We start from the raw sequence: 16,567 nt of genomic DNA, 5'->3' as shown, positions 1-16,567 counted from the left end.
ACTGGTTTAGCAATAATGCCGACTTAATCAGTTCAGATGGCACGTTGATTTCAAGTTTGACCTATGCAGGTGAAACATACGATACGGCGAGTTCGGTATTTAGCAATGATGCTTGGACCATCGATTTAATCAATAGTAGTGATGGTAACTTAAAATATGGAACGCTGACTATTGCTCAAGATGGGACATTTACGCTAACTACCGAGCTTATTGTTAATACGCCTGTAGGTGGTTTGCTTGATGATCTAACGATAACTGTGACGGATGCAGACGGTGACCAAGCAAGCAGTGAAGCTCAATTAATTCTTGATGATGCTAGGGGCTTTATTCGAACCGTTAATGTAGATACGTTAGAAGATAATGGCGCGAATAATAGTGGAGACCCTACGCCAGTCGCGTTACCGATTAGAGTTTCTCCTGGGGATACGGAGAATAATGAGCGTGTTGAAGCGATAAGGATCTCTGTTGAATCTCTACAAGGAGGGGCTCTGTTTTTAGACGGAGTGCGCCTTGAAGATGATGATAATGACGGATTTATTAGTCTTTCTGGTACAGAGCTAATGGGGGTGGGTATATTCACCGTTCCAAATGGTGATCTCACTTATCAACCAGCGCTAAACCTGTCGGGCAACACTATCAAAGTTTCGTTAGCAGTGTCTGCATTAATCCTATCTGATGTCGAACCAGATGGTTTTGTACTACAAGGCAATAACACGTTAAATGTTAACGTTTTACCGGTTGCAGATTTGCCAGAGTGGTCTAGTGATTCGGACTTTTCTTATCAAAGTGTTGAAGATTCCGCTGAATCACTTTCACTCAATATTGTTGCTGAAAAGTTTGACCAAGACGGTTCTGAAACGCTCCACTACCAAATTTCGAATATTCCAGATGGACTTATATTAACACTTAACGGAAGTGCTATTGAGGAAGGTAAAGCGTATAGCCAATCCGAGTTAGATCAAATTGAAATCACATCTAACGAAAACTTAGCCGGAAGATTTACTTTTGATGTAACGGCAGTAACGACTGAATCGGGTAGTGTGTTTGCCGATGAGCAAGATAAAACAGCGGAGATCACTGAGCAAGTTGTTATCGATATATCTCCAGATGCCGATGTGCCTACGTTGACCGTTAAAAACATTCAGGGGCTTGAAGACCAAGCGATTGACTTAAAAGAGTACATCCTAGGGCGGCTCACTGACACAGATGGCTCGGAGTCTCTGTCTTATCGCATAGAAGTTCAAGATGGTTGGACACTGCCTGTCGGAGCTGGGATCACGCTTATCGGTATTAATACCTACCTAGTGACCTCCAATGCTCTAGCCAATTCAGAGGCGTTACTTCAACCAAAATCGGATATCAGCTCATTTACTGAATCTCTATCCCTTCAAGTAACCGCCATTTCAACAGAGTCGACTATTGATGGCTTAGCACCTCTTAATGAAACCGCCGAGAGCCAATCTGCAACCATTGACATTAAGCTAAAAGGCGTGGTCGATGAACCAATTGTCCTAGATGGTGGACAGGGGAATTGGCAATATGATCAAGCGACTAAAGTAATTAGTAATCTCTCTACGTTAGACGAAGATAACCTGATACAACTGGATTTTATCATCCAGACATCAGACGACGATCTATCAGAAGAAATTAATATCTTGCTTCAGAACATCCCTTTGGGAACACAACTGACAGATGTAAATGGTGACCCTATTGTTCTTCCAATTGCTTACGTGGACCCAATAACGGGGCCAGTTTATCAGGTCTCAAACGCTGTTCTTGAAAACACTTACCTCAAAACAGAGCAAGATTTTAGTGGAACACTGAGCATGGATGTTATCGTCGTTTCAACAGAGCCGGATGGTGATTCTGCTGAAACCCCTCTTAAAGTGGAAATGGAAATCTCACCTATTGTTGATCAAACTGACGGCCAAGAATTACAAAGCAATGGTATTGAGGACAATTTCATCACACTAAATCTTGAGCCTGTCGTTAATCAAGATATAGATTCTAGTGAGTCCTTGACAGGATACACCATTGTATCCATTCCAGATGGCTTAACGCTTTACTTTGATGGTAATGCAGTAGAGGAAAGTAACTTACCGTTAGAACTCAATGAACTACTTGATGGTAGCTCGGCAACATTATCTGAGTTGTTAAACAGTGGACGAATCACTGTAAAAGCTAATGAAGACCTAAGTGGGACGTTTAGCCTGGAAGTTCAGTACGAAGTGACAGACACGTCTCCTACGATGGAGACTGATGTAAAGGCAATCAATGGCTCTTTGAGCGTCGTGGTTTCTGGAAAAGTGGATATTGGTAATGAAGATATTGACAAAACACGTTTAGAAGGCGCGACTGAAGTATTCACAAGTACGGATGGGTCTGCTGTTGACGTGAGTGGAGGCATTACATTTACAGAAGCGGATATTGATGGTTCAGAGTATCTCGATTACATCGTTTTACAGATACCGCAGGGTCAAGACCTCATTGTTACTCATCCGAATGGTGCTTCTCAAGATGCCGATGGGAACTGGCTGATTCCAATGGAAGGAATCACAAGTGATAGCATGTTGGAAACCGCTCAAGATTTGCTTGCTGGCGCATCGATTTATAGCCCATCTAATACAGAGATACTTGATGTGAATGTGTTAGCGTATGTTCGAGATGGAACGGATGCTCAATACATCACAGGTCAGTTCCAAATTCAAATTACTGGCCATGAAGGAGATGGAGACCAGTGTGCTGATCCTGGTGAACCAGGAAGCGTTCAAAGTGGGGATATTGTAGGTAAAGAAGGTGAAGATGTCTCAATTGGGGCGTTTTTAAACCCTGATGTAGCGAGTAGTGATGGTAACTTAGTTTCCTTCTTTGTCGCCGCAGATTCTTTACCTGAAGGAGTCGAGCTTACTGGCGAAGGTGTGATACCTGCTTATGATAATGCGGGCAATCTGTTGGGTTATTCAATTTCTAGCGCTGGATTGTCTTCCTTGACGCTTACTGGCGTGGATGAGGACTTTGCTGGTTGCATTACTTTCAATTTAGAAGTGACAGAAACGGCCCCATGCGATGGTGACTCGAAAACAACCGCTCAGACCATTACGGTACAAATCTCTCCTGTTGTCGATGATATCGCGATAGCACCAAGCCAAGTTACGGTTCAAGAAGATACTATAACCAACCTGAATCTTGCTCTTGTATTGGGCGATAGTGAAGGACCAATGCAGTCCATTACTGGAGAAGGTGACGCAGCGACTGGCCTTGAAAGTGTCAATTGGGTTTCTTTATCGGTGTCTGACGAGAATGCGCGGTTTACTGCCGTGGACCCGAGCCTACTCATTGACAACGGTGATGGAACATGGGTAGTGACAGATGTTACGCGTCTAAACGAAATTCAGTTAATCCCACCTGAAAACTACAGTGGAGAGCTTGTTATTTCCGTTGACGCAAACATTACTGATGAAGTCACGGGAAGTTGTTTAAGTACTGACAGTGCGAAAGATACTCAAACTAAATCAACAGAAGTTACCGTTACCATTGCCCCAGTGGTTGATAAAGCGGTTCTGGAAACAGAAGACGTAGTTGGTAATGAAGATAATTATATTTATTTAGGAAACTTATCTGCATCATTAATCGATCAAGATGGTTCTGAGTCGATGTCTTTGGTCATGACAGGAGTGCCAGACGGAGCCGTGTTGGTTTGGGACAATAATGGGACGTTCGAATTACTCCCTGATAACGGTTCAACGGATGGTGAGAGCAAGGAGTGGCAGCTAACTCAAGCGCAACTTGATAAGGTTTACTTTCTACCGCCACTAGATTTTAGTGGGGATATTTCACTAACACTGCAAGCTATTACCCAAGAGTCTGGATCAAACGACTATAACTATACCACTTCTCAGTTCAACGTCGGCGTAAAACCGATTGGCGACGATGTATCGTTGAATACAACCTCTAACACGTTCACTGGAGATGAAGGTTATTCCATTTCGATTGACTTTTTAGCGAGCGGTTTTGAAACAAATAGCAACGAATATATAGAAGTGTCGATGTTGATCAAAGCAAGCTCTGAACCCTCTGCATTGGAAGGCTTAGGTAGGATTCGTATCGGGACTCAATTCTCATCCTTTACCTTCGATGACGCGGGCAATGCCGTGGCGACGGTATTAGTGCGAGCAAATGAAGTGTCAGGTTTGGAGTTCGTTCCGAAGGATGCATTTGGAACGATGGATGTTGCTCTCAATGTTAGAACGTTTGATCAAGCGATAGTGTCAGGGAAACTCGAAACCGATTTTGGAGATGTGCAAAGCACCGATCTAACCATTGTTGTTACCCCTGAAGCTGATGAGCCAACACTAACGGCCGATTATCAATCTATTGTGTCTGAAGCGTCTGGGAGTATTCCTTTAGGGTTGAGCATGAATTTAGTCAACCCTGCACCCGAAGAGTTTGGAAGTGTGGAGATTCGCGGATTACCAACAGATCTAGAGTTGAGTTATGGTGAAAGATTGAACGGCTTTTATACTGTTGATCAAGAGGATGTCGCTGATCTTTCCATCGTTGGCGGGTTTAGCGGTGCAAGTGATTTTACGTTGTCGATAAAACCGATTGCAACACTGGGTGCTACAGTCGCAGAAGGTGCTGCTCAGACAGTCAATGTTGCCTTAGTGGAAGAGGGTGACCAAACATTACTTGCGACAGATGCTAATGATTTGCTTATTGGAGGAAGTGGCAGCGATGTATTCGAGTTTGACAGTTCAGGGCTCGGTAACGAGTTAAAGCCCTCGTACGATGTGATCAACGATTTCCAAATATCCGTTATTGGTGATGATAATGACACAATTGACATCGCCTCGATAATCACCGCTACCTCGATAACAGAAGTCGATAATAAGCTCGATTTAACAGAGAATGATGATGGCGTAACGCTTCACATAAAACCAGAAGAGACGGGGACAAAACAACAGATTCTTATGCAGGGCGTCACTCTCGATCAGCTTTACAAAGGTGACTCGACTGGCGTAGCCGAAGAAAATGTCTTACAGAAGATGATTGATGACAACAACTTGCTAGTAGGTGGTATGTCATGAAGCATCACTCATCCTCATCAAGTGAGCTGACTAACGATCCTTGGGGGCATTCGTTAACTTGGTTGATGCGTTATTTTGAGGTTAGACACCATACAAAAAAGGTGCTTTCTGGATTACCTCTTGTTGAGGGTAGATTGGATGTTGACTTATTCATCAGAGCCGCTGAGCGAGCCGATCTTGAACTCACATTAATCGATTTAAAATCCACCGCAATGTTGAGCTTTCCATTGGTGGTAATCAATAGGAAGACGTTACAACCCGCTATTATATCTGAGCGACATAACAGCGATTATCAAGTCACGTTATTTAGTGAAGATCAAGGTGAAACGCAATACGTCACGAGCGAGGAACTGCATAATCGATTCCAACCTCAAGCATGGCAAGTTTCTATGCGTCCAGAGCTGGACAAACGGATAAGTTCTATTCAAGCGGATTATAATGAACATTGGCTTTTCGCCGTAGTGAAAGAAATGTCTCCGTGGTATCGAGATCTTTTGATTGCCTCTTTCCTTATCAATACGCTAGCGCTAGTTATTCCGCTTTTCACTATGAACGTTTACGATCGTGTAGTGCCTAATCAAGCTTTCAGTACATTATGGGTTTTGGTCGCTGGTGTCTCCGTCATCATTATTTTTGATTGGCTATTGCGTAAAGCAAGGGGAGTTGTCACTGATACCGCGGGTAAGTACATCGATAACAAGCTTTCTTCGATACTTTTTTCTAAAGTTATGGGGATGAAACTTGAACACCGTCCTGCATCAGTCGGTGCATTCGCTCGACAACTACAAGATTTTGATAGTGTTCGCGATTTTTTTACTTCTGCATCTCTTGTGACCTTAGTTGATCTCCCATTTACGTTGTTATTTTTAGTCTTAATAGGTTGGCTAGGTGGGGCAATGATGTTCATACCTATTGCCGTCATGTTTACCCTGCTGATCCTTGGCTTTGCGGTAAAAGCAAAAATAGAACAATCACATACGGAAAGTGCTGCACTATCCATGAAGCGACAAGCTCACTTGTTTGATTCATTGTCCTCTTTAAAAGAGATTAAGCAAAATAACGCTACGGGAGAAGCACAAAAGCGTTGGGAGCAAACGGTATCCATGCTTTCTGATTGGCAAAATCAATCGCGAAACTATTCGAATATCGTTGCTTACTCCATTCAATCTAGCCAGCAGATAATTACCGTAATGTTACTTGTAACAGGCGTGTACAGAATTTCTGAGGGATTGCTCAGCATGGGGGGGCTCATTGCTATTGTCATGCTTAGCGGTCGTGCTGCAGGGGCGATTAACCAGTTAGCTATGCTGTTACTTCGCTATCAACAGACAAAAACAGCGGTTGAAGGCTTAAATTCTATCATGTCTTTACCTCAGGAGGCGCAACGCAGTCAGGTCATTACGTCTGCCGAATTTACAGGGAATATACGTTTAGAAAACGTGAGCTTCCAATACCCAGATGTTGATATGCCATGTTTGAGAGATATTAATCTTACTATCAAGCAAGGCGAACGCGTTGGCGTTATTGGTAGTGCAGGAGCAGGAAAGTCTACACTCCTTTCTATTATTACCAATCAACTCAGTGTCTTACAGGGTAGCGTTTATTTTGATGACATTGACAGTCAGCTTTGGCCCGCCGAATTGATAAGAGAGAAAACGGGTTGGGTTGGCCAAGATTCGCATCTTATATACGGCAGCATTATGGAAAACATAGTATTAGGACATCATGTTATTGATCAAGAACGTTTACGCCGTGCGATAGAATTATCGGGTTTGAACCAGTACATGAGTCGCCTTCCTCATGGTCTAGAAACGCAAGTCGGAGAAGGAGGGCGTTATTTGTCGGGGGGGCAAAGGCAAGCTGTAGCGATTTCAAGAGCTTTTTATCGAAACCCAGCAGCATTAATTTTAGACGAGCCAACCAGTTCCTTAGACCAGCCTGCTGAGAATGCATTGTTTAATGCTCTTAAATCGTTGCCGCACTCGACGACGATGATTATTAGCTCTCATAAACATTCCTTATTATCGCTTTGTGATCGAATTGTTGTGCTTGATAAAGGCACAATTTTGAGGGAAGGAGCGCCCCAAGAAATTTTTGCTAAACAACAGTCTAACGCGAAGACGAACAGAGTACGCGCAGTATCAATTGTACGCGAAGGAGGTCAATGATGAGCACAGTTCGTTGGAGTAATGCTCATTTAGCAAACCGTTCGAGAACGTTGATTTGGTTGTCTGCCGCGTTAGTGCTGAGTGTGATTATTTGGGCCTCGTGGGCGAGGTTAGACGAAGTGGTTGTCGGCGAAGGAAAAGTTGTTCCTACTTTGTCTGTTCAGACGATTCAGAGCTTAGAGGGAGGCATTCTAAAGGAGTTACTTGTCATGCCTGGTGAAAGCGTCACTAAGGGGCAAACCATCGCCATTCTGGATGATACAAGGTTTAAGTCGACCTATTCGGAGACCTCTGAACAAGTTGAATCTTTGCTCGCCAGAAAGCAGAGGCTTCAAATTGAATTAGAAACGGTAAAAGTGAATAGCCTCCAACTGGATTGGAAACAACAAGTGAGTATCGAGCCTCAGCCATTTGATATTTCGATGACCGGCCACTCTGCCTATCTGAATGCCAAAGCAAACTATCTTGAGCGGTTGAGCCAACTGGAGTCTGAGCTGGAGGAGGCTAAATTGCGAATTGAGCAACAATCGCAAGCTTATCTAGATACCTTGAATACCATTCAAACACTAAAAAGCAGTCTGGTTATTGTCTCGAAAGAGCGAGATATGTTGAGAGAGGTGGTTTCTAGTGGCGCGGTGGCTGAAGTGGAATTATTAAAACTGAATAGAGACGTTATAAAGCTCAAAGGAGACATCGCGAGTTCACAAGCTGCTGCCCAAAAGCAAAGGGCTGTGTATTCTGAATCCATCGCAGATTATCGTGGTACTGCGCTTGCTTTTAGGGCAGAGGCACAAGGGCAGCTCAATGAAGTTGTGACGCAACTAGCGCAGCTCAATGAAAGTCGTCAGGCGATTGCGGATCAGTTGAATCGAACGCAGTTACTTTCTCCGGTCGATGGAACCATCAAAGATGTTTTTGTCAGAACCATCGGAGGTGTGGTTAAGCCGGGTGAGCCTATTTTAGAAATAGTCCCTCGTAATAGCACGTTAATCGTTGAAGCGAGAATTTCTCCTCAGAATATCGCCTTCATAAGGCCTGGCCTGCCGGCAACGGTAAAGTTGTCTGCCTATGACTTTGTCATTTACGGAGGCCTAGAAGGAGAAGTGACCTACGTAAGCGCCGATGCACTTCAAAATGAAGAGGGCAATGCCTACTACCGTGCCAACGTTACTTTCAAGGTTGATGATAAGTTTACGATCATCCCGGGAATGCAGGTTGTGGTAGACATTCTTACAGGAGAAAAAACAGTACTGAATTATTGGTTAAAACCTATATTACGTGCGAAAGAGAATTCGCTCAGAGAAAGATAGACATAAGGATATAAGATGCGGCTTAAATCAACGTTATTGGTCTTGTTTGCAGTATCATCGTCGCCAAACGCTTTGACTTTAGAAGAGTCAGTTACGTTATCTCTCGATAGCTCCCCAAGTTTGCTTGCTCGCTATTCTCGCTATGAGTCGATGGTACGAGACCGAAATGCCATAAATGGTTCATTTCTTCCTCAGGTTAATTTGTATGCAGCAGCAGGGTACGAAGGTACTCGATATAACAACGGAAACTACATCGACAGTGAAGATAGAACATTAGAAAGAACGGAGATGGGCGTAAGAATCTCCCAACTGTTATTTGATGGATTTAAAACAAGTGCTGACGTTGATCGCTTATCTTACGAGGCTGAAGCTGAACGCTTGGGCTTATTGGCATCTGCGGAAAATGTCGCATTAGATACTGTCAGAGCGTATGTGGATGTTTTACATGCCCGAGAGTTGATGAAACTGACAGAAAGAAACCTAAGTGAACACCAAGAGATCTACCGTTTCATTCTAGATAAAAAAGAAAAAGGTTTAACCAGCAACTCCGATTTAGCACAGGTTTCTTCGCGTGTCGCGACAACACAGTCCTCATTGATTGCCGCCCAAAACAATCTTTCCGATGCTAGAACAAGATTTGTACGTTTGGTTGGTCGAGCGCCGCAAAACTTAGTTGAGCCTGTTTACCCGCAGGAATTGCTTCCGAATAAGCTTGACGAAGCACTCAAACAAGCGGTTAGGTTGCACCCATCCATACAGTCAGCGATGAAAGATTTAGAGGCGGCTCGACATGAAGTAAAAAGAGAAAAGGGGGATTACTACCCAGAGCTCAAGCTTGAGCTGTCAGCCAACAAAACAGACAACGTGGATAATATTGAAGGCATTAACGAAGATGCAAAGGTTATGCTGACGATCAACTACGATCTTTTTAACGGCTTTTCTACAGACTCCCGAGTGGAGTCATCTGCCTGGCGAGTAGAGGAGGCGAGGGCTATTCGAGCAAATGCAGAACTAGATGCGAATGAAGGTGTAAGGCTGGCATGGGACGCACATACATTGCTTCAACAGCAAATGGAGTTTTTAAAAGTCAACGTTGATGCGGCGAAAGTAACTGAATTAGGGTACATCCAGCAGTTCAATGTAGGGCGACGCAGTTTGTTAGATGTATTAGATGCCAAAGTTGAAACGTTTGTTGCGAGACGGAACTACACCCGAACAAAGTACGATCATTTGGTTGCCACTTACCGTTTATTCAACTCGATGGGGATTCTGACTTATGCGTTGCGAGTTGAGTATCCAGAGAACTGGAAGGAGAACAATAATGGATAAATTCGCAGTGACGAGTCTTCTAGTTTTCATGTTAGCAGGCTGTGCTGAATCACCGAATACGACGTTGACCACTTACCAGTACAACGACCTTAAAGACAATGATAGTGATGGCGTGATAAACCAACGAGATAACTGCGCAGATACGCCAAAAGGTGTGGTTGTTGACAGTGAAGGCTGTGCGAATTGGGTCAACGACTCGCAGACACACCTGATCAGCTTTTTCTTTGCGATGGATGAGCATCAGGTAACGCCATCTCATGATATGCCGCTAAGCGAGTTGAAAGCACTGCTTCAGAGTAACCCAAATGCGCAAGTCATACTGATAGGAGACACAAGCCCTGAAGCGTCACTCGAATACAACAAAGCGTTGGCAAAGAAAAGGACGGCAGCTATACGAGAATTGCTAGTGAGAAACGGCATTCAAGATAATCGAATTGAAGAGCAAGAGTTTTATCAGAATACGGCATTGACGGTACAACTAAAAAAACGGGAAAGGCGCACAATTGCTGTTGTAAACACGAAAGCTGAAAGTACGGAACAAGCGTGGACTATATTTAGTTCGGACAGCGAGTTGACACCTAATTCGAAGTTGGAGCTGAATTATGAAAATTAAAGTCTTGCCTTTCCTTGCTCTAACTTCATGTTTGATTTCACCGCTGGCATTTTCTGACTCTGAGGCTCGAACATCGATTTTTGTCGAGCCAGAGATACTAGAAACGATAGAAACATTGATAGATGAGCCAAGTGTAAATGTAGCGCTTGCATCTCAGTCTGGTGGTTTTAACGACATGCTAAATGACGGAACCTCTATTGCGATCACATCTAAGAAATGGTCAGATGAAAACATCTCCCGATTTCAACGAGAAAGAGGCCACAGGCCTACACGTTTGTTTTTAATGGCAAACGCTATTGTCGTAATCAATAGTCAAAAGAGTACAGTAGATAGTTTTTCCGTTAGTGAATTGAAACGCTGTGATGCAAATACGTATGCTTTCGGGCAGATGCGTTTAAGTAACCCAGATGTGAGCTCTAATGGTTGCCAATCATCGATTCAAATGCTTGATGAAGACCGATTGAAACGGGCTTTAAGCGACGACTTGTCAGCCAAAGCTTATATGCGATACTCCGATTTTAAATACTCAGAACAGTGGTCGAGCTACAAGGCTCTCTCTGTTCATCATAACGATGACTCATGCTCTTTGAGCACAGATTGCATCTATTCTCTTCGCTATCCATTTTCCGTGGTCTATTACGTTTATATAAATAAACAATTCGACACTAATCAGAAGATCACAAAATCAAAACTATTTGAACTCCTTACAACCGACCACAATACACAACAGGTACGAAATGCTGGGTTTATTCCACTACCAAAAGCGCTTATTAAAAGAAATAGAGTGAAGTTAGGGCTAGATGAGCCAGTTGTTTTAAACGGGTATAAATAAACTTCATACGCCTAACTATGTGGGCTTGAGTGAACGTACCGTCCTAGGAAGTTTTGCCTTGCTGCTCATTTATCTTTGGTTAACTTTTGGTCAATTGAGTTGGTTATAAGTGGTTTTGTTGGTAATTTTTCTATCATTGTGGCAAGTTTACTTAAAATCACTTAAGTGAATTTAAGTTATGACACAAGAAGAAAGACTCGTAGCGCTCAGAGCGAAGCTGGATCAGCAAAATAAAGTAACGTTGTCTGAAGTTTGTGAGTACTTTGGTATCTCGCGAGATTCAGCTCGTCGAGACTTAGTTAAGTTGAGTCAGCAACCTGGGTTACAAAGAATACGAGGTGGTGTCATGCTTGCGCCGATCTCTTCCCATACCGAGGCATACGCGAGTCGACCCGTGAGTGACGTTAAACATCGACTAGCTCAAGCTTCCGCAGCGTTGTTGGATGAGCGCGACCATCTTGTTATTGATACCAGCACCATTTTGTCTCTGCTCCCACTCTATGCAGGAAAAGCGCGTTGTGGAGAAAACAAGCTCAACGTCGTTACTAACAGCATTGATGTGCTGACCGCTGCTGAGACAAACGACACAATGGACGTTCATTTCTTAGGCGGACACTTTGACCCTTATGCCAGAGCAGTTTTAGGGGCGCAAGCAGAGCAGCAAATGCAGCAGTATCACGTGAACAAAGCGTTCATTGGCGTGTGTGCATTGACATCCCGAGGGCTGACAACAAATAGTTTGTTAGAAGCTACAATGAAACAAGCGATGATTGCTCAAGCTCAGCAGGTCATCGTCGTTTGTGAATCCCGAAAAATTGGTAGCGACAATTTCCACCACGTATGTGATTTGTCAAAGATCGACATCATTATTACCGATCATCCCCCTCAATCAGATTTTCAACAACTCCTCGATCACAATGATATTGAATGTATTGTTGTGTCACCGAAATAAGGAATCTTAGAATGGCTTACGATCCCGTAAAAACCGCTGTGATTGGTTACGGATATTCAGCAAAAACGTTTCATTTACCCTTCATTAAAGCGCTACCAAATTTAACGCTGAGCGCGATAAGCTCTCGTCAACAGGAGGCGGTTCAAAATGATTGGCCAGATGCTAAGTGGTTTTCTGATGCGAATACTTTACTCGATGATAGTGATGCAGAGCTCGTAATCATTACTGCGCCAAATGACGTACATTACGAACTTGCAAAGCGTGCGTTGAACAATGGGAAACACGTCATCGTCGAGAAACCGTTTGTTACTCGTATAGAAGACGGTAATGAACTTATCGCCTTGGCGGAAGAGAAAGGTCTAGTGCTGAGCGTTTTTCACAATAGACGTTGGGATGGAGATTTTCTCACGGTTAAATCTCTTATCGAACAAGGTAAGTTAGGTGATATAAAGCTGTTTGAGTCACACTTTGACCGTTACCGCCCTGAAGTTCGTCAACGATGGCGAGAGCAGGCTCAAGATGGCGGTGGTATTCTATTCGACCTTGCTCCTCATCTTCTCGATCAAGCATTGGTGTTGTTTGGCTTGCCAGATGCGATAGACGCACAATGTCGAATGATGCGTCCGGGCGCGACGACGATTGATTATTACAACTTGATACTTCATTACCCTGAGCATATTGTGCACTTGCATTCAAACTTGTATAGCCCAGAGCCGAATCTCCGCTACAAAGTATTGGGTACGGAAGCTAAATATGAAAAGTTCGGATTAGATCCTCAAGAGGGCTACTTAAAAGAAGGCCGTTTGCCGGAAAACGATGCTTGGTCGGAAGAAGATGAGGTGTTATACGGCGTCCGTTACGACGAAGACGGTGCGCAAACTATCAAAACGGAGAGAGGCGAGTACCAAGCTTACTTTGTTGGTGTGGCAGACGCCATTCGTTTGGGCACTGATAACCCGGTTCCTGCCGCTCAAGCAGTACAGAATATCGCTCTGATTGAGATGGCATTGGAAAGCAGTAAAACGGGTAAAACGATTCAGGTGAAACCATGAGTTTGACGCTTGAACTCGTGGCCCTGCAAGAGCATGAACTTCAGTTGGCGGAATTTAATCACCATATTGCGTGGTCTATCGGCCTCGCTCTAAAAGAAGAGGCTGAAGCTCGCGGCGCGGCTGTTGCTATTGAGGTTTACGGCTTTGGACAAACGCTATTTCAATACGCGATGGCAGGAACCTGCGCTGATCATTTAGATTGGGTCCGTAGGAAGCGAAACTCAGTATTAAGGTATGGCCACAGCTCTTACTATCTTTCTCTGTACAACAAGCAAAAGCAACGTGATTTCGAAAATCAGCCTCATCTCGATGCTCGTGAGTACTGTGCTCATGGTGGCGCGTTCCCAATTCGGCTTTCTGGGTCTGGTTTGGTTGGGGTTGTGACGGTATCGGGTTTACCGCAGTTAGATGATCATCAGCTAGTTGTGGATATATTAAAAACGATGATAGAGACAAAACCCTCTTAAACGCCAAATATGAAAGTAGCACGGTTCTTTATCGTGCTACTGAATTCTCTTTTTAGCTCATAAAGTGTTCTTTAATGTGAGCAAATATTAACATTGATCCCAACTTACTACCTGAAAATCAAATCAATTTCATATAACCTATACGCTCATTCATATAGAAAGCCTTCAAAGTTGGCCATTGGCAATGTCTTTTAGAAGAAAAGAAAAACTCAATCTTAGAAATCTTATTGTCACCCTATGTGTGTTCAGTGTGCTTGTCACTTTGATCAACGCATTCTACTCGATTTATCGTGTTCAAAGGGATCTCATCATCAATAACACGTTAGAATCAAACCGTGTTTACGCCCAAAAAATGTCTGAAATGACAGACTCTTTCATAGAAAGCTCAATGTCGCAGCTAAAATACAGTGCGAACGTGCTAAAAGACAAGATGCATGACGCTCAGCTTCTTGATAAAGAGGCTGAGAGATTAAGAACGCAAACCAAATCATTTAACTCTGTGGTTGTCGTTAATGCAAAAGGGGTTATTATTTCCGTATCACCTGAAACACTTCAGGTGAAAGGTGTAAGGTTAGTGGGTGAAAGAAAACGCCAGTCTTTAAACGCTCAAGCACCGGTTGTTACTGAACCATTTATATCGCCAGCTGGAAATTACTTGTTAACCATCTCATACCCTATATTTTCTCAATCTAATGAATATTTAGGTTATATCGGCGGCACTATTTATCTAGAAAAAGAAAATATTCTTGCAGAGTTACTCAGCCAGCACGCATACAAAGATGGTTCTTTCCTTTACGTTGTCGATGAGAGTAACACTCTGATTTATCACCCAGATCAATCGAGGGTTGGTGAAGTAATCGACGATAATGAAGCAATCAAAGCGGTGACGATGGGGCAGAGCGGCAACAAAGAAATTGTTAACTCTCGCGGCGTCGAAATGCTTGCTGGTTATGCGCCAGTAAAGTCATCAGGATGGGGAATTGTTGCTCAGCGCCCGAAATCGATGACGTTATCTGTGCTAGATGAACAGATGTGGAATGTTTTCCTTAAGTCGATTCCAATTGGTTTATTAACTTTGCTGCTAATTTGGTTCTTGTCCCTTCTTATTTCTAGACCACTTTGGCAGTTAGCGGGTGCTGTGCGAGGTGTCGAAGAACATTCATCATCTATCGATGATCTCAAACTGGTTAAGTCTTGGTATTTTGAGGTCTCACATTTGAAGCTTAGCTTTCTTAAAGCATTTGGTATCGTGTCAAAAACCATTGATAAGCTGCAACTGGATACATTAACAGATTCGATGACTGGATTATTGAATCGACGTGGATTAGATAAAGTTCTTGGTTTGTTTAAGCAGGAAAATACCGCGTTCTCTGTTTTGGCGCTAGATATTGACCACTTTAAGAGCGTAAACGATAACTATGGCCATGACGTGGGTGACAATTTACTTAGAGAGTTTGCGCAGTTAATGAAAGACCAAGCTCGCTCTAATGATCACCTGTGTCGTTCTGGCGGTGAAGAATTTATGATGTTTTTGGAAAAAACAGACGTAAACCACGCTATGGATGTTGCAGAGCGTATTAGACACAACGTGGAACAACATGACTTTCAGGTGGTTGGTAAGGTCACGGTTTCGTTGGGCGTTTCTCATTGGAAAGGCAATGACACACCAATTGAAGCGGTAATGAAAGACGCCGATAATGCACTGTATAAAGCGAAACATAATGGAAGAAATAGAACGGAGTTGGGTGACGACGCACAATAGATATTGCGCTTTATGCTGAACATAAAACGAGCCAGTGACTAACCTTTGCTGTTAATCGCTGGCGTAACTGCTACCAATTGCGCGAAACGGCAAGTTTAGCTCTAACTCTGGAATTTGTTTACCCACCCAAGCCGGAAATGTATTGCTATTTGGCCCTGGAAACAGCGTATATTCTTCAGCCCAAGGGTATTGGTTAATAACACTTTGTATTTTAGGTATAAGCTGGCGGGCCTTTTCACCTTGTATGGAGAGGATCTTTTCTGGTTTTGCACCATACCAATATCGATCTGGCGTCCCAGTTTGGTACTGATATAGAGCGGGTTGTCCGCGATTCACTCTCCAGCCGACTACTTCATACACTGTATATTCGTTCGCATTTTCAGGCTTTATTGCAAACCATGTATGAACAGCAAACCAGCCTCGCCAACCAAACGCATCTGCGGCGTAAAACTCAATCACAGCATGCTTAACATTAGAAGGGTCGGGTGCGATACCCGCAGGTTCTCTGCTAGCAGTACGCCAATCTCCTTGAGTGCATCCACCCAGCATAACCGCGATTGACATGAACCCAATTTTTACAAGGTGAGTAAAGTTGAGAAGGTCTTTCATTTATTGCTCCTAGACCAACCGATGTTGGTAACGCTCTATTGATTTTAGCTATAAAAACGTGGCAAGCCTGATTGTTGAAATCCTCTCCTTATTAAAAGAGAGAGGGAAGTTAGTGCCATAATTCCAGTTCATACGCAATAATAAGGTAAGCCGATTTGTAACATGTGGCATAGACGATGCCGTATTTCTCGAACGATTCGTCTAGTTGCGTATGAAAAAGTAAGAGGTTGTATGTATTCCTTACACAGCCACATGAATTAAAAGCATTAAAAAACAGAGGTTTACAGTGGATTTTGACTGATTGAGTGAGTTTGGGACTCTCACATTGTCTCACATTTGCTTGTTTTGGGCGGAATTTTCATCGCTCATCTTTTTGCGCGTTTAGA

General features: G+C 43.4%; 11 protein-coding genes. 10 read left to right on the top strand and 1 reads right to left on the bottom strand.

Annotated elements, in window-relative coordinates:
- Positions 1-44: 44 nt before the first annotated feature.
- The 10 genes from J4N43_RS08415 (at position 45) to J4N43_RS08370 (ending at position 15,572) form a co-directional block, all read left to right on the top strand.
- Entirely contained in the window at positions 45-5,087 is a 5,043-nt protein-coding gene (locus J4N43_RS08415) for a hypothetical protein (protein ID WP_252094101.1), read from the top strand.
- Positions 5,084-7,255 (top strand): type I secretion system permease/ATPase, encoded by a 2,172-nt coding sequence (locus J4N43_RS08410; protein WP_053350590.1) that lies wholly within the window; start codon positions 5,084-5,086, stop codon positions 7,253-7,255. Before J4N43_RS08415 ends, J4N43_RS08410 begins: the two co-directional genes overlap by 4 nt.
- Positions 7,252-8,565, top strand: coding sequence for an HlyD family type I secretion periplasmic adaptor subunit (locus tag J4N43_RS08405; protein ID WP_021033865.1), 1,314 nt, complete (start codon positions 7,252-7,254; stop codon positions 8,563-8,565). The genes J4N43_RS08410 and J4N43_RS08405 overlap by 4 nt, the downstream gene beginning before the upstream one ends.
- 15 nt (positions 8,566-8,580) lie before the next feature.
- Complete coding sequence (locus J4N43_RS08400; protein ID WP_053350589.1) at positions 8,581-9,894, top strand: TolC family outer membrane protein; 1,314 nt, start codon at positions 8,581-8,583, stop codon at positions 9,892-9,894.
- A complete protein-coding gene (locus J4N43_RS08395; protein WP_053303115.1) occupies positions 9,887-10,507 on the top strand; it encodes an OmpA family protein in 621 nt (206 codons plus the stop codon). Before J4N43_RS08400 ends, J4N43_RS08395 begins: the two co-directional genes overlap by 8 nt.
- Positions 10,497-11,339: a hypothetical protein gene (locus J4N43_RS08390; protein WP_053350588.1), complete on the top strand. Its 843-nt coding sequence runs from the start codon at positions 10,497-10,499 to the stop codon at positions 11,337-11,339. Before J4N43_RS08395 ends, J4N43_RS08390 begins: the two co-directional genes overlap by 11 nt.
- A 178-nt stretch (positions 11,340-11,517) precedes the next feature.
- A complete protein-coding gene (locus tag J4N43_RS08385; RefSeq protein WP_053350587.1) occupies positions 11,518-12,291 on the top strand; it encodes a DeoR/GlpR family DNA-binding transcription regulator in 774 nt (257 codons plus the stop codon).
- 11 nt (positions 12,292-12,302) lie between these two features.
- Positions 12,303-13,343 (top strand): oxidoreductase, encoded by a 1,041-nt coding sequence (locus J4N43_RS08380; RefSeq protein ID WP_042522861.1) that lies wholly within the window; start codon positions 12,303-12,305, stop codon positions 13,341-13,343.
- Positions 13,340-13,810 (top strand): heme-degrading domain-containing protein, encoded by a 471-nt coding sequence (locus tag J4N43_RS08375; protein WP_053350586.1) that lies wholly within the window; start codon positions 13,340-13,342, stop codon positions 13,808-13,810. Before J4N43_RS08380 ends, J4N43_RS08375 begins: the two co-directional genes overlap by 4 nt.
- A 184-nt stretch (positions 13,811-13,994) precedes the next feature.
- Positions 13,995-15,572, top strand: coding sequence for a sensor domain-containing diguanylate cyclase (locus J4N43_RS08370; protein ID WP_005389121.1), 1,578 nt, complete (start codon positions 13,995-13,997; stop codon positions 15,570-15,572).
- Between the two features lie 51 nt (positions 15,573-15,623).
- Here J4N43_RS08370 and J4N43_RS08365 read toward each other — a convergent pair whose 3' ends face one another.
- Positions 15,624-16,181 carry a DUF3750 domain-containing protein gene (locus tag J4N43_RS08365; protein ID WP_158159643.1) on the bottom strand — a complete coding sequence of 186 codons (558 nt, stop codon included), beginning with the start codon at positions 16,179-16,181 and terminating at the stop codon, positions 15,624-15,626.
- Positions 16,182-16,567: the final 386 nt, after the last annotated feature.

Origin of the sequence: Vibrio sp. SCSIO 43009 (assembly GCF_023716525.1) — a bacterium.
Taxonomy (GTDB): domain Bacteria; phylum Pseudomonadota; class Gammaproteobacteria; order Enterobacterales; family Vibrionaceae; genus Vibrio; species Vibrio alginolyticus.
Note: the sequence above shows the minus strand (reverse complement) of the source record. Positions and strands in the feature narration are given on the sequence as shown.